Origin of the sequence: Thiopseudomonas acetoxidans (genome assembly GCF_030362935.1) — a bacterium.
Lineage (GTDB): Bacteria > Pseudomonadota > Gammaproteobacteria > Pseudomonadales > Pseudomonadaceae > Thiopseudomonas > Thiopseudomonas acetoxidans.
In genome coordinates, this window is sequence record NZ_JAUCDY010000005.1 from 1 (window position 1) to 12,903 (window position 12,903).

Below are 12,903 nucleotides of genomic sequence, written 5' to 3' on the forward strand. Positions count from 1 at the left end.
TATGAGAGGACAAACCGACCGTTTGCAGGCCGTTGCCGTCAAGGTCGAGGATGATGGGGTCGCGGGGTGGTTGCCAGTCTTTGGCAGAGCGGTAAAAGTCTGATATTGTTTTATCCCGAAGCGGGTCGTTTAAAGTATATAAAGTCCAACCTATACCAGCGACAGCAAATCCGAACCCTATAACTGGCGCTCCAAATAAAGCAGCCACAGCACCGCCCAGCGCTAAAACATCAGCCACAGTAAATTTGGATGCATCCATTCCTGATTTTTGCAACATCCCTACAGTGACCACGAGCCCGCCAATTGGACCCGGATATTTACCGGGGAACATGGTAGCACCGCTACCAACAGCATTAACTGTTGCACTTATAGCAGAATCTTTATCACCTTTCTTCGCTTCTACAGTTGCATTAATCATACCGTCATAAGCACCAATCTTTCCTCCGGCATGACCAAGGACCAAAGCTACAGTTTCTGACTTACTCATTACGCTCACCTTTATTTATGAAAGACTGATAAACCTGCAAAACAATGTATAACGAAAGGATTAAAACAAAACACCTTAAAAAGTAACGATACTTATGGTATGGAGATATAATTTCGCCATATAAATCAGAGCCAACACTTTTATTGTTATATGTTAAAATTTTATCACTCCCTCCGAGTATTGATATCTCTTCAATTATCGCCCGAGCTTGACCATAGGGTGGGATGTTCGCTGACTTAGAAACAGTTTCCCAAGCAACTACACTCTTTATGGGTGTAGGCAGTTTCTTATTAGTGGAAATCAATCCTCGACAAATATCATTGGCCATACTCCCGCATGGCGCTACAAATAATAGACCACCATCACTACCGATAAACTGGACTACCGGCAAATTTCTTCCTGCACGGGGAGGTATATATCCATAGACATCAGCATGTCTAAGCAAAACAGGTTCTTTGTTGACATTGTGATGCAACATTTGGCTCCATGTAACAGGGGCAATCCAAACCAAAGCAATCACCAAAACCCAAAACAAAATAACTTTGATTTTCTCATGCAAATAAAGCGACCTTCCTAGCCGACGTTGTTCCCGATAAAATATCGAGTCCCTTGGATCTTTTTGTTTTCCTTTCATAAAAGAACTCCATTAAGCAGCCTGCTGCAAATCCCGCACATTGCCGGAGCCGTTCATCATCGGCAGGCCACGCAGAGATTCGGGCACTTCTATTGATTCGGCAAACTGGGTGTCAAAGGTATCAATGGCCAGATGGAACTCGCCCATCGCGCTTTCTGTGCCGTCGGTGCGGGTGAAGCTGCCTTCACGGGCCAGGGTATTGCCGTTGCTTTGTTTCTGGTTTTTCAGGCTGTTGCCTAGGTTAAGCGAGGCAATACCGGCATCGGCCAGAGAGATTAATTCACCCTCGCCAGTCGTGCCGTTTTGGTCACTGTCAACCCAGAGTTTGAGCTCGGCAAAAGCGGGATCAGAAGCATCCAGAATGCCGTCGCCGTTAGCATCTAGAGCAGCCAACGCAGCAAAACCATTGGGTGCCAGAGAGCCATCGGGCATCGGAGTAAAGTCGCCAAACAATTCCGCGCCGTTATCAATGAGTCCGTTGGCATTACGATCCCAAACCAGCAAAGCATCGCCTTCGCCGACCCAGCCGGTTTTGCTAAGAATGCCATCGCCGTTGTGGTCGAAGTAGATATTGGAAGTCAGACCTACGGTTTGCAGACCGTTGCCGTCAAGGTCGAGGATGATGGGGTCGCGGGGCATGACCCAGTTTTTGGCTTGCTCCCATAATTCTTTCAAAGGATTTTTACCCGGCTTGGGCTCAAGCACTAATCGTCCAGAAAGCACTGCATCATAAACCGCTTCGGCTAGCTCATCATTTGTTGCATTCGGCCCAAGCTTGATTGCAATCTCTTGTCCGACATAGTTGTTCCAAGCATCCATTCTGGCTTCAGCTTCACTTTGCCCTTTTATTAAACCTAAAATTTCCCACCATGTTCCTGCATGATTTGCACTCTGCGGCCCAAAGTCCCTAGTCATTTCAGCACTGGAGTATGCGTGACGGAAAGCATCAGCAGCGCCATTTATAGGGCCATCAAGGCCATATTTATTAGAGTATTCTGCTGATCTATTCTGTAAGTCTCCCAAGTATTTCATTTAGGTTCACCCTTGCTAATAAGTCCAATTTTTCGTTCATTTAAATCATTTAAAAAAACAGTTATATATGCATATTCATAAGCCACGCAATCCTTGGCAGGGTATCCATCTATACTTTTCCATTTGTCTCTCAGCCCCACTGTGCCTGTTGGACTAACCATGTCAATATTATTGCGTTTATGACGATAAATAAAAAAATCTTTACTTGTCATGAATAATAAGTACCAGCTACTCTCTGGCACACTAAAAACACCTTCAGACTCAAGATACAAATTAAGACTATCTTGTATTCCAACATGCTCTGGAAGCTTTATCTTCATTTGATAAGGATGCATTAAGCAAACAACTTCAGCCTCTTTAAAAACACTAGGGATTTCAATGTCATTTAACCCGGAGTGAACATTATAAAAATACTCCTTAATTTCTTTTTCCTCTGGAGTGCTACAGCCAGATAAACCTAAAAAAGCAACTATGCTTATCAACATGCAAACATCTCGCATACCCACCTCCCTTTATCAGCAAAAGTAAACTCTCCATCAGAAGCTGCCGAAGCTACAGATGCGAAGCTTATCGCCTGACCAACGCTACCTAAAAACACAGCCCCTGGAGCACCAGTGCCAGGAATGTTAGAAGCTAACGTATGTACTGCACCCAAAGCTGCTATTGCTGATGAGTTTTCAGACGAAAGCGTATCAGCAGCTTCCGCCATGGAGGCAGTATTTTCAATAGCCTTAACAACCTCATTAATTGAACCAGCCTTATTAGTCATGTCACTCTCCAATATCCAAGCACAACACCATTAACAAGTCATCCTCACCGTTTGTTTTCCTTGTCTACCCCCATAAGAAAAAGAATAACGGACACAAAAATTAAAATCAAAGAATAAACCACCCCTTCTTTATTATAAAAAAGATAGCCAATAAACTCATGCAAGCCAGCAAAACAGAACAGAAAACTCAAGCACAACAAAAATCTAGGCAGATAACTATTTAAAGGCCATCTATTTTTAACTTTATTCAAAACCCAAACCAACAATAGACTTAGCCCCACACCAAAAATAAAAAAACCAACCGTTTCAAATCTTGCATCCACAAAAAACACAAACAGTACGATTATCGCCAACAGAAGTAACATTGCCTGCAGAACCAACATAACAAGCCTCATCTTCCACCTCAACTATTGCCTCACTGACGCCAGCCAATCCCTCAACATTTTGTGTTATCTCGACAAGTTTTTAAAGTACTCATAATAGTAGCCCCTAGAAGTTAATAGTTATAAAAAAATAAATACAGGCACCTGCTCTAAACCATGCAGAGCATGGCTTGCTCGCAAAAGGAAAAAGTCTCATTACTGTAATAATCAAAAAACAAAGCAGGGGACTAAATAGAATTAATACCAATGCCTTTCCAAAGTCTTCACGCCATCTCATAGGAATAAGACCAACGCCAAGAACAATATCAACCAGCATAAAAACAGAAAAAACCATAATCAATAAAAGAACCTTACCATCTACCTGCCTCATTATTTCTGTTAAATATCGTATTAAAGATATATTTTTATTCATATTAAGCCGCCTGCTGCAAATCCCGCACATTGCCGGAGCCACTTATCATTGGCAAGCCACGCAGGGATTCAGGCACTTCAATCTGTTCGGCAAACTGAGTGTCAAAGGTATCAATGGCCAAATGAAACTCACCCATGGCGCTTTCTGTGCCGTCAGTGCGAGTGAAGCTGCCTTCACGGGCCAGGGTATTGCCGTTGCTTTGTTTCTGGTTTTTTAGAGTGCTGCCCAGATTGAGCGAGGCAATACCGGCATCGGCCAGAGACATCAGTTCGCCCTCGCCGGTAACGCCGTTTTGGTCACTGTCGATCCAGAGTTTGAGCTCGGCAAAAGCGGGATCAGAAGCATCCAGAATGCCATCGCCGTTAGCATCCAGAGCAGCCAAGGCGGCAAAGCCATTGGGTGCCAAGCTGCCATCGGGCATTGGGGTAAAATCGCCAAACAGCTCAGCACCGTTATCAATCAAACCATTGGCGTTACGGTCCCAAACCAACAAGGCATCGCCTTCGCCGACCCAGCCGGTTTTAGTAAGAATGCCATCGCCGTTGTGGTCGAAGTAGATATTGGAAGCCAGACCGACCGTTTGCAGACCGTTGCCGTCAAGGTCGAGTGTTCCTGCTGCTGTATTTTGTATTACACTCATTATAAGTCTCTCTCTAAAGCAAGCTAACTAAAACGAAAAATATTCCAGTCAGAAAAAAAATAGTCCATTTTTCTCTAAGAAAAACAACTATTTTTTTCATGCTGGGATTTTCAATATAAAAATCTTCCAGCTCCTTCTTAGGGTCTCTAAATATTTCAAGCCATACATAAATCGAAATAAAGCAAAAAACCAGAAGTAAAACTCCAATAACAAGGAAAAAATCACTCATCTCCTACCCCTTAAAATTACGACATATACAGCTGAAAGAAATTCATCCCAAACATTTACAATCAAACCAAAAACATATCCCGATATAAAAACCCCCAAGATCAATGTAAGCCTTTTATCCTCGATTGAATATTTTTGACCAGCAAAACCTACAGCAAAAAAAACAATCAAGCTGTAAAAAACAAACATGAAAAAAGAATCTATTAGACTGCTAGAGTTATGTTCTTTATATATAGGCCACCCAAGCTTAAAAATTTTAAAAAGGCGAGAAATACCGTTAAACACAACACCAAAAACAACACTTAAAGAAAAATAATAAGAACCAATTCCCGACCACTCAAAGCCAACGACAGAATACACCCATGAAAAGAAATCTCTTGTTCGTAAAATAAAACAAAACCCATCAGAAATATAAAAATAAAAACATAGCGTCAAATATGCTACAAAACAACAAACTTCTAATCGATCTATAGAAACAAACTTCTTCATATTAAGCCGCCTGTTGTAAATCCCGCACATTGCCGGAGCCGTTCATCATTGGCATTCTGGTTTGCAGGTTATCCATTTAATTTATCCATCTCGATTACCCTGTCCACCAACAACCCTTTTGGTAGTTGGTGGGTAATAAAAACCATGGTGACTTTACCCTTAAGCCGGTTAATGGTTTGAGCAAACTGTTCCGCAGTTTGTTGATCCAGGTTGGATATGGCCTCATCAAATATCAGTACCTTGGGTTGTTTCAACAAGGCTCTGGCAATGGCAATGCGTTGTCTCTGGCCACCAGACAATCCGCTGCCGCGCTCGCCAATGATGGTTTGGTAGCCTTCGGGCAGCTGTTCAATCACTTCATGTATTTCAGCCGCCCGACAGGCTGCATAGACATCGGATTCGCTGGCATGGGGATGCGCCATGGTCAGGTTGTCATACAGGGTGCCGGAAAACAGCACCGTCTCTTGTGGTACCACGCCAAAGTGGCTGCGTAGTTCATTGGCCGCCAGTAAACGGATATCCTTGTCATCTATTGTGATTTTCCCTTCTTCAGGCCAGTAAACCCCCTGCAACAGTTTGGCCAGTGTGCTTTTGCCACAACCCGATGGCCCGCGAATTACGGTTAATCTACGGGCAGAAAGGGTCAGGTTAAGTTTTTGATAGAGCCATGGATGCTGCGGAGAGTAACGGAAGCTGACATCTTTGAACTGTACGTGTCCGCCGCCAATGAGGCGCGGCAGGGAATCAAGGCAAAAGGCTCTTGGGGCACATCCAGAATATCACCCAGACGTTTAACGGAAATACTGGCCTGCTGAAATTCTTGCCACAAGCCTACAAGGCGCATCAATGGTTGGCTCAGGCGGCTGGCAAACATTTGAAAGGCGACCAGCATGCCTACGGTAAAGCCGATGTTTTGCATGACAAACCAGGCACCGACAATCAGCACCAGTAACGTCATGATTTGCTCAAGACCACCAGCAACCACACTGTAGGTATTACTGACTTGCTTGGTCGCAAAACCAGCATCAAGGTATTGTGCGAGGTAGGTGCCGTAACGCTTGTTGACGTTCGGCTCCAGTTGCAAGGACTTTACCGTTTCGATACCTGCAACATACTCCGTCAAAAAAGCCTGATTGCGTGCACCCAGTAGAAATTGCTTGTCCAGTCTGGCCCTTAGAATGGGAACCATAAATAAACTGGCCAAAACAATCAGAAAAAGAATACCCAGGACTATCAGCGTCAGCTGCCAGCTATAGGCAAACATGACCGCAAGGAAGATGAGCAAGAACGGAAAGTCCAGTACCAGGCTAATGGCTGCGCCGGAAATAAATTCCCGCAGCTGTTCCACAGCATGCAGCCTGGCGACCAGAGTGCCGGTAGGGCGCTGGGTAAAGTACGGTGCGGGCAAACGCAGCAAATGATGCAAAACCTTGTCGCCCAAGACGGCATCAATGCGGTTGCCGGTATGTAAAATAAGGTATTGCCGCAGCCAGGTCATGGTGCTGGTGAACAGCATGAAGACCACAAGCGCTGTCCCCAACACCAAGAGCGTGCTTTCTGAGTGGTGCGCAATGACCTTATCAATAATGACCTGGGTAAACAGGGGTGTGGAAAGCCCAACAACCTGAATGGCCAGGCTGGCCAACAGCACATCGCGCCAGATTTTTTTGTGTCTTAACAGCTCGGGAACAAACCAGGAAAAACCGAATTTCTTTGGCTCGGCAGTAACGCTATCTGCCGCGGGGCTTTCTTCAAGCCCTGCTTCTTTTTTCTGCACCAGAAGCAATACATCAAGAAAATCCTGTCGCAGCGCTGCCGATGTGAAATTTACTGGCTGGTTAGCGCCGACTGATACTCCCTTTGCACCGCTTTCTGTCAGTTCTGTAATGATGACAGGAAGAACCTGTCCGCCTTCTTCTGCATTTTGTTGCGGCTCATCCCTCTGAAATGCAATGGCCGGTTGAGCGAGCTGGCCGTTATGCCAAGGCACAACTCCAACCTGTAAGCCAAGCGCCTTGCAGGCTTCAATCAGGTCAGAAACAAGAAGTGGCGGGGTGAACTGCTGTAGCAAAAGCTCGGCAGAAAACGGCTGGCGGTAATAATCTGAAAAGTTGCTAAGCAACCAAACGACATCATCAGTCTTCAGTGTTTTTGATAATAAAAGACTGTGCGAAAAAGATCCCTGCATGCCCAGCATTCCATAAAGTGGGATAGCAGATAATCTCAGAATATACTTTTATATCAATCAAAAAAATACGAACTGCAAAGCGGTTCACATATATGCAATGTATCGCGAAGCAAGCCTGGTTTCTAGCAGCTGCTTCCTTGGCCTCCTGCTGTTGAAAAACACCACAGGTATTGTCAAAGCGTCTGAACAGGCAACAGCTTGGTTAACTGCGCTGACCAACAAACGCTTGAGGCAATATGGCTCGCCGTCCGGTACGCCGACTGAGAGTAACCTACCTCGGTTTTTGATACCATGCGTGGCATGGAGCCTACAGGGATGTACTTGCGGCGTCTTTGCGTAATCAGGGTTCTCCGCCTAATCGCACAAACCACAAACATCACCACCCCCTTCAAACAAAAAAGAAAACTACCATGTTAGAAATCCGCCATTTAAAAACCCTAATTGCCCTGCGTGATGCCGACAGCATGGTTGATGCCGCCGAGCGCCTGCACCTAACTCAGTCCGCGCTGTCGCACCAGTTCAAGGAACTGGAAGAGCGCCTCGGCATGCAGTTATTTGTGCGCAAAACCAAACCCGTACGCTTTACTAGCGCCGGATTACGTTTGCTTAAACTGGCTGATGAAGTGCTGCCCCTGATGCGTGCAGCCGAGCGTGATATCGCCCGCTTACAAGGCGGTAACGCCGGACGCCTGCATATGGCGATTGAATGCCACAGCTGTTTCCAATGGCTCATGCCCACCATTGACCAATTCCGCGAGGCATGGCCTGAAGTTGAATTAGACTTATCATCTGGCTTTTCCTTTGCTCCTCTACCCGCCTTGGCCCGTGGAGACTTAGATTTGGTGGTTACTGCTGATCCGATCGAGCTCACCGGCATCAGCTATATCCCTCTGTTTACCTACGAAGCCTTGCTGGCCGTTTCTAAGCAACACCCCTTAGCGCAAAAAGCTTTTATAGAGCCGCAGGACTTAGCCACAGAGGTGCTAATCACCTATCCGGTGGAGCGCGACCGCTTGGATGTGTTTAATCACTTTTTAGAGCCAGCCGATGTCGAACCCGTTAGCGTACGCACGGCAGAATTGACGATTATGATGATGCAACTGGTGGCCAGTGGCCGCGGGGTGAGCTGCCTGCCGAATTGGGCGCTGCACGAATACAGCTCAAAAGGCTATGTCAGCACCTGTCACATGGGGGAGAAAGGCTTGTTTTCTACGCTGTATGCAGCCGTGCGTACAGATATGTTAGAAGCTGCGTTTATGCAAGATTTCTTGCTGACCGCCAAGGACACATCTTTTACCACCCTGGCGGGCGTTATCGCGGCAAAAGAAGAATTATGACGACTGCGGAATGGATTCCATCTGCTGTAACAATAGCGCTGCTTGGGTACGAGTACGAACGTTTAACTTGCGGAAAATCGCCGTTACGTGTGCTTTAACCGTTGCTTCTGACACATTAAGGTCGTAGGCGATTTGTTTATTCAGCAAGCCATCACACACCATGGTCAAGACACGAAACTGCTGCGGCGTTAAGCTGGCCAAGCCTTCGCTGGCTGCTTTTTCTTCTTCGGTAACTGCTGCAGTAGCTGCGGTTTGACTAGGCCACCAAACATCGCCATCTAAAACAGTTTGCACAGCTTTTTGGATATCTTCTAACGGACTTGATTTAGGAATAAAGCCGCTGGCACCGAATTCACGCGCACGTGCCATTACTGTTGTTTCTTCCTGCGCTGAAATCATTACCACAGGAACCTGCGGATACTGACCGCGCAATAAAACCAGACCCGAAAAGCCATGAGCACCCGGCATGTTTAAATCCAACAACACCAGATCCCAATCAGATTTTTCAAGCAAACGCGCTTCCAGCTGCGCAATACTTTCAGCTTCGACCAAACGAATATTGGCACCCAAAGAAATCGTCAGTGCTTGATGTAAAGCACTACGGAACAATGGATGATCGTCAGCGATGAGTATTTCATAGGCAGCCATGAGTTAATATCCTAAATTTGTATAATAACCTTGCGCAAATTGCAGCGCTTACCTTATACGAAGGAATACATTAGCACAAGACTAAATGACCAAACCGCATTCCACGTATACTAATTAAAAAAACAACTAACCATTTGACTCGCAAGCATTTATTATTTTAAACCATGCAAAATAAACGCCTATTGGCCAATCTATTCATGCTCACTGCCGCCATAATCTGGGGTGGTGCTTTGGTTGCACAGCGTATCGGCATGGATGATATTGGCCCTTTATTATTTTCCGGTATTCGTTTTAGTTTGGGCGCCGCAGTAGTACTGCCTTTTTTACTCTATCGACGCCATAAAGCCCTTGTCCAAGGTCAATTTTTAAACGCTGGGCTACTGCGCGCCGGCTTGCTGCTTGGCCTACTCTTAACGCTGGGCATTAACTTACAGCAAGTCGGCCTGCTATATACCAAGGTTTCCAACGCCGGTTTTATCAGCGGCCTATATGTAATTTTCGTACCCTTAATAGGCCTGCTATTTGGCATACGTACCGGGTTCGGTGTATGGCTTGGCGCACTGATGGCCGTGGCTGGGTTATATATGCTCAGCGTACAGGACAGTCTCGCCATCGCTCGTGGTGATTGGCTGCAGCTAACGGGTGCTCTGGTCTGGGCGTTACATGTACTGGCGCTGGGCTATTTCGCCAAACGCTACGACCCGTTACGCCTAGCTTTTATACAGTTTTTGCTTTGCGCGGTAGCCAGCTTAAGCGCAGCCGCTTACTTTGAAACCATGGTTTGGCAAAACATCAAACAGGCCATTCCCGCTCTTGCCTATGCAGGAATCCTTTCTGTTGGCGTTGGATTTAGCCTGCAAGCGATTGCACAAAAGCATGCTAAAGCTGCCCATGCCGCCATCATTTTATCTTTAGAGGGCGTCTTTGCTGCACTGGCTGCTATGCTATTTTTGAACGAAATCCTAAACAGCAAAGGCTATTTTGGCGCGGCTTTAATGCTGACTGGCATGCTCGTAGCTCAGCTGTGGCCACATAACACAACCAAAGAAGTGACTAATCTGCCCGGCGCGCACCCGTGAGTATGTTTTTAACACGGTGGTAGCTAAGCAGGTAATTATTCAGGGGCTCCTTTAGTCACGGAAGTTAGTGAACTGCAGCGGCAAGCCTAAAGACTCACCACGCAACAACGCCATAACCTCTTGCAAGTCATCACGTTTTTTACCTGTTACGCGCACCTGCTCACCCTGAATAGAGGCTTGAACCTTAAGCTTGGCGTCCTTAATAACAGTGACTATTTTTTTTGCCAGCTCCTTATCGATACCTTCGCGCAGAATAACTTCTTGCTTTACTACTTTCCCAGAAGCATAAGCATCTTTGTATTCAAGGCATTGGATATCGATTTTGCGTTTTACCAGTGCAAGTTTAATGATCTCGATCACTTGCTCCAGCATAAAGTCAGCTTCAGCGGTAATGGTAATGGTTTTATCACTGAGCTCTAAGCTAGCCTTACCACGCAAATCATAACGGCGCTCTAACTCTTTGGCTGCGTTGTCTGCGGCATTGGTTATCTCGTGCTTATCCAGCTCTGATACCACATCAAAAGACGGCATCTTTGGTCTCCACTTTTAAAACATTGTAGTTAGCGTCACAATTAACAGTTTGCGCGCTTGCGATTATAATATTCCAGCATTATAAAACATGCTGTAACGCTTATTATTTTATAAACTTTTACGTAACTATAAATTAAGAGAACGATTTATGCCAAGCTCTCGTCTGAGCATTATAGTTGTGGATGATGCCAAATTCTCTAGTGTGGTGGTTGGACGCGCGCTCAGCCAAGCTGGGTATACCGATATTCGCTTTGCCAGCAGCGCTAACGAAGCACTCAAACTTATGGAAGAACGCCCAGCCGGAATCCTGCTTGCAGACTGGCTGATGCCGGAAATGGATGGTTTGGAGCTCACCAAAAAAATTCGTTCCAAAGACGACGCAAAAGGTCACTATACCTATGTGATTTTACTCACAGGCAAAGAAGGTGACGACGCGCTGGTTGAAGCCTTTGATCAGGGTGTGGACGATTTTATTAGTAAATCAGTGATGAACGAACAGCTAGTGCCTAGAGTATATGCTGCTAATCGTCTTTACAGCACATTGCTTAAATTAATGCATGAAAAACATCTACTGGCACATAACCTACAACGCATTGAAGCGGTTAATCTTACTGATCCTCTGACGGGGCTGGGTAATCGTCGTCTAATCATGCAGCAGCTTAAAAAAAGTCTGCGCCAGCTTGAAGCACGTGGTGGCACACTCTGTTATCTGCTTGTTCATATTGATAACTTAACAGCCTACAACAAGCAGTACGGCAAACGTATCCATCGTGAGCTGTTGCAAAGTATTGCCAGCCGTTTACAGCAACTGGTGCGCCCGCTAGACACCTTAGTGCGCCTCGATAGCAATCAGTTTGCTATGCTCACCTTGCTGCCCAAACAGCAGGAGTGCTCATCGAACACCTTCAAAAGACTGCACGATGGCTTAAACCTTAAGGCCTTTAAAACAAGCGAGGGTTTTCTTAGCGTTCAGGCCAATCTGAGCTTAGTCACTATGCGCTCCATTGCTTTACCTAGCGTTCCAGAAAAAATCATGGAACTAGCCAAAAACAACCTTGATTACGCACGCAACAGCGGCAGAGTCCATTTGGAAGTGATAAAACACTCACTCGTATGAGTTGGCATATTTTAGGTCCCGGCAGCCTTGGCTGCCTGTGGGCTGCACGCCTAAGCCAAGCGCACATACCTGCCAGCCTAATCCTGCGCAATCAACACCGCTTGGCTGCCCTACAACGCCAAGGTAACCAAATCAGCTATCTTGCCTACGGGCAAAGCAGTCCACTAGATATTGCTATCAATGCGCAGCTGGCCAGTCATCCACAGCCTATAGAAAGATTAATCGTTGCCTGCAAAGCCTATGATGCGGTGGCTGCAGTTGAATCAGTCAAAACGCGCCTTAGCTCAAACAGCGGTGTGTTCTTGCTGCAAAACGGTATGGGCAGTCAACAGGCTATCGCGCAGTTATTACCGGGCATTCGGGTAATTGCTGCTAGTTCCACAGAAGGCGCTTTTCTAACCCAGCCGTTCCACTGCACACATGCAGGTCAAGGAACCACGCTACTCGGCGATTTAGTCCACACTCAACCTGAGCCTACTTGCTTGCGCGACTGGCAGCAGGCGCAGATTTCGTATCAATGGACAGATACTATTCTGGCAGCCTTGTGGCGTAAGCTGGCCATCAACTGCCTGATTAACCCGCTGACTGTTTTGTATCAGTGTAAAAACGGACAGCTCACCCAGCAGACTGAACGCTTGACTGCGCTAGCCCATGAGTTGGCACAGCTGTTAAGTGCGGCGGGTTACCCTTGCACCGCAGAGGATGTGTTTGCACAGTGCCTGCAGGTCATCCAGAATACAGCGCAGAACACTTCTTCCATGCTGCAGGATGTGCTCAATCAAAGGCGTACCGAAATCAGCTATATAACAGGGTTCGCCTTGGCGCAAAGCCAACAGCTAGGCACCTCACACCGCGCCTTACTGGACTTACACAGCCAGTTACAAGCGCGACTGCAGCAACTGGGTTTACCTCTAGATTAGGCACAGCAA

General features: G+C 46.3%; 18 protein-coding genes. 4 read left to right on the forward strand and 14 right to left on the reverse strand.

The window, feature by feature from the left end:
- From QEZ41_RS05345 to QEZ41_RS05400, 12 genes are all read right to left on the reverse strand, one after another.
- Positions 1 to 487: hypothetical protein (locus tag QEZ41_RS05345; protein WP_289410363.1), on the reverse strand; the 487-nt coding region annotated here is incomplete at its 3' end.
- Positions 480 to 1,121, reverse strand: coding sequence for a hypothetical protein (locus QEZ41_RS05350; RefSeq protein WP_289410364.1), 642 nt, complete (start codon positions 1,119 to 1,121; stop codon positions 480 to 482). The genes QEZ41_RS05345 and QEZ41_RS05350, both read right to left, overlap by 8 nt.
- 12 nt (positions 1,122 to 1,133) lie before the next feature.
- Positions 1,134 to 2,153 (reverse strand): SPM autocatalytic domain-containing protein, encoded by a 1,020-nt coding sequence (locus QEZ41_RS05355; RefSeq protein WP_289410365.1) that lies wholly within the window; start codon positions 2,151 to 2,153, stop codon positions 1,134 to 1,136.
- Positions 2,150 to 2,653: a hypothetical protein gene (locus QEZ41_RS05360; protein ID WP_289410366.1), complete on the reverse strand. Its 504-nt coding sequence runs from the start codon at positions 2,651 to 2,653 to the stop codon at positions 2,150 to 2,152. The genes QEZ41_RS05355 and QEZ41_RS05360 overlap by 4 nt, the downstream gene beginning before the upstream one ends.
- A complete protein-coding gene (locus QEZ41_RS05365) occupies positions 2,632 to 2,922 on the reverse strand; it encodes a hypothetical protein (RefSeq protein ID WP_289410367.1) in 291 nt (96 codons plus the stop codon). Before QEZ41_RS05365 ends, QEZ41_RS05360 begins: the two co-directional genes overlap by 22 nt.
- A 44-nt stretch (positions 2,923 to 2,966) precedes the next feature.
- The gene (locus tag QEZ41_RS05370; RefSeq protein WP_289410368.1) at positions 2,967 to 3,305 is read right to left on the reverse strand and encodes a hypothetical protein; all 339 of its coding nucleotides are present in this window, start codon (positions 3,303 to 3,305) and stop codon (positions 2,967 to 2,969) included.
- Positions 3,306 to 3,411: 106 nt separating this feature from the next.
- The gene (locus tag QEZ41_RS05375; protein ID WP_289410369.1) at positions 3,412 to 3,717 is read right to left on the reverse strand and encodes a hypothetical protein; all 306 of its coding nucleotides are present in this window, start codon (positions 3,715 to 3,717) and stop codon (positions 3,412 to 3,414) included.
- Position 3,718: 1 nt separating this feature from the next.
- Positions 3,719 to 4,357, reverse strand: a complete 639-nt coding sequence (locus QEZ41_RS05380; RefSeq protein WP_289410370.1) for an SPM autocatalytic domain-containing protein — start codon at positions 4,355 to 4,357, stop codon at positions 3,719 to 3,721.
- Positions 4,358 to 4,370: 13 nt separating this feature from the next.
- Entirely contained in the window at positions 4,371 to 4,586 is a 216-nt protein-coding gene (locus QEZ41_RS05385; RefSeq protein WP_289410371.1) for a hypothetical protein, read from the reverse strand.
- Complete coding sequence (locus QEZ41_RS05390) at positions 4,583 to 5,074, reverse strand: hypothetical protein (protein WP_289410372.1); 492 nt, start codon at positions 5,072 to 5,074, stop codon at positions 4,583 to 4,585. Before QEZ41_RS05390 ends, QEZ41_RS05385 begins: the two co-directional genes overlap by 4 nt.
- 68 nt (positions 5,075 to 5,142) lie before the next feature.
- A complete protein-coding gene (locus QEZ41_RS05395; RefSeq protein WP_353061891.1) occupies positions 5,143 to 5,814 on the reverse strand; it encodes an ATP-binding cassette domain-containing protein in 672 nt (223 codons plus the stop codon).
- Positions 5,718 to 7,262, reverse strand: a complete 1,545-nt coding sequence (locus QEZ41_RS05400) for an ABC transporter transmembrane domain-containing protein (RefSeq protein WP_289410373.1) — start codon at positions 7,260 to 7,262, stop codon at positions 5,718 to 5,720. Before QEZ41_RS05400 ends, QEZ41_RS05395 begins: the two co-directional genes overlap by 97 nt.
- A gap of 410 nt (positions 7,263 to 7,672) precedes the next feature.
- Here QEZ41_RS05400 and metR point away from each other — a divergent pair, with 410 nt between their 5' ends.
- Positions 7,673 to 8,599: a transcriptional regulator MetR gene (gene metR / locus QEZ41_RS05405; protein ID WP_289410374.1), complete on the forward strand. Its 927-nt coding sequence runs from the start codon at positions 7,673 to 7,675 to the stop codon at positions 8,597 to 8,599.
- Here metR and erdR read toward each other — a convergent pair.
- The gene (erdR, locus tag QEZ41_RS05410) at positions 8,594 to 9,247 is read right to left on the reverse strand and encodes a response regulator transcription factor ErdR (RefSeq protein ID WP_289410375.1); all 654 of its coding nucleotides are present in this window, start codon (positions 9,245 to 9,247) and stop codon (positions 8,594 to 8,596) included. The genes metR and erdR overlap by 6 nt on opposite strands.
- A gap of 164 nt (positions 9,248 to 9,411) precedes the next feature.
- Here erdR and QEZ41_RS05415 point away from each other — a divergent pair, with 164 nt between their 5' ends.
- Complete coding sequence (locus QEZ41_RS05415) at positions 9,412 to 10,326, forward strand: DMT family transporter (protein WP_289410376.1); 915 nt, start codon at positions 9,412 to 9,414, stop codon at positions 10,324 to 10,326.
- Positions 10,327 to 10,377: 51 nt separating this feature from the next.
- Here the strand turns inward: QEZ41_RS05415 and QEZ41_RS05420 are convergent, their stop codons facing one another.
- Entirely contained in the window at positions 10,378 to 10,857 is a 480-nt protein-coding gene (locus tag QEZ41_RS05420) for a YajQ family cyclic di-GMP-binding protein (RefSeq protein WP_289410377.1), read from the reverse strand.
- Positions 10,858 to 11,005: 148 nt separating this feature from the next.
- On the opposite strand from QEZ41_RS05420, the gene QEZ41_RS05425 reads away from it, so the two are divergent.
- A complete protein-coding gene (locus QEZ41_RS05425; protein ID WP_289410378.1) occupies positions 11,006 to 11,974 on the forward strand; it encodes a response regulator in 969 nt (322 codons plus the stop codon).
- Positions 11,971 to 12,894, forward strand: a complete 924-nt coding sequence (locus QEZ41_RS05430; protein ID WP_289410379.1) for a 2-dehydropantoate 2-reductase — start codon at positions 11,971 to 11,973, stop codon at positions 12,892 to 12,894. Before QEZ41_RS05425 ends, QEZ41_RS05430 begins: the two co-directional genes overlap by 4 nt.
- Positions 12,895 to 12,903 lie beyond the last annotated feature (9 nt).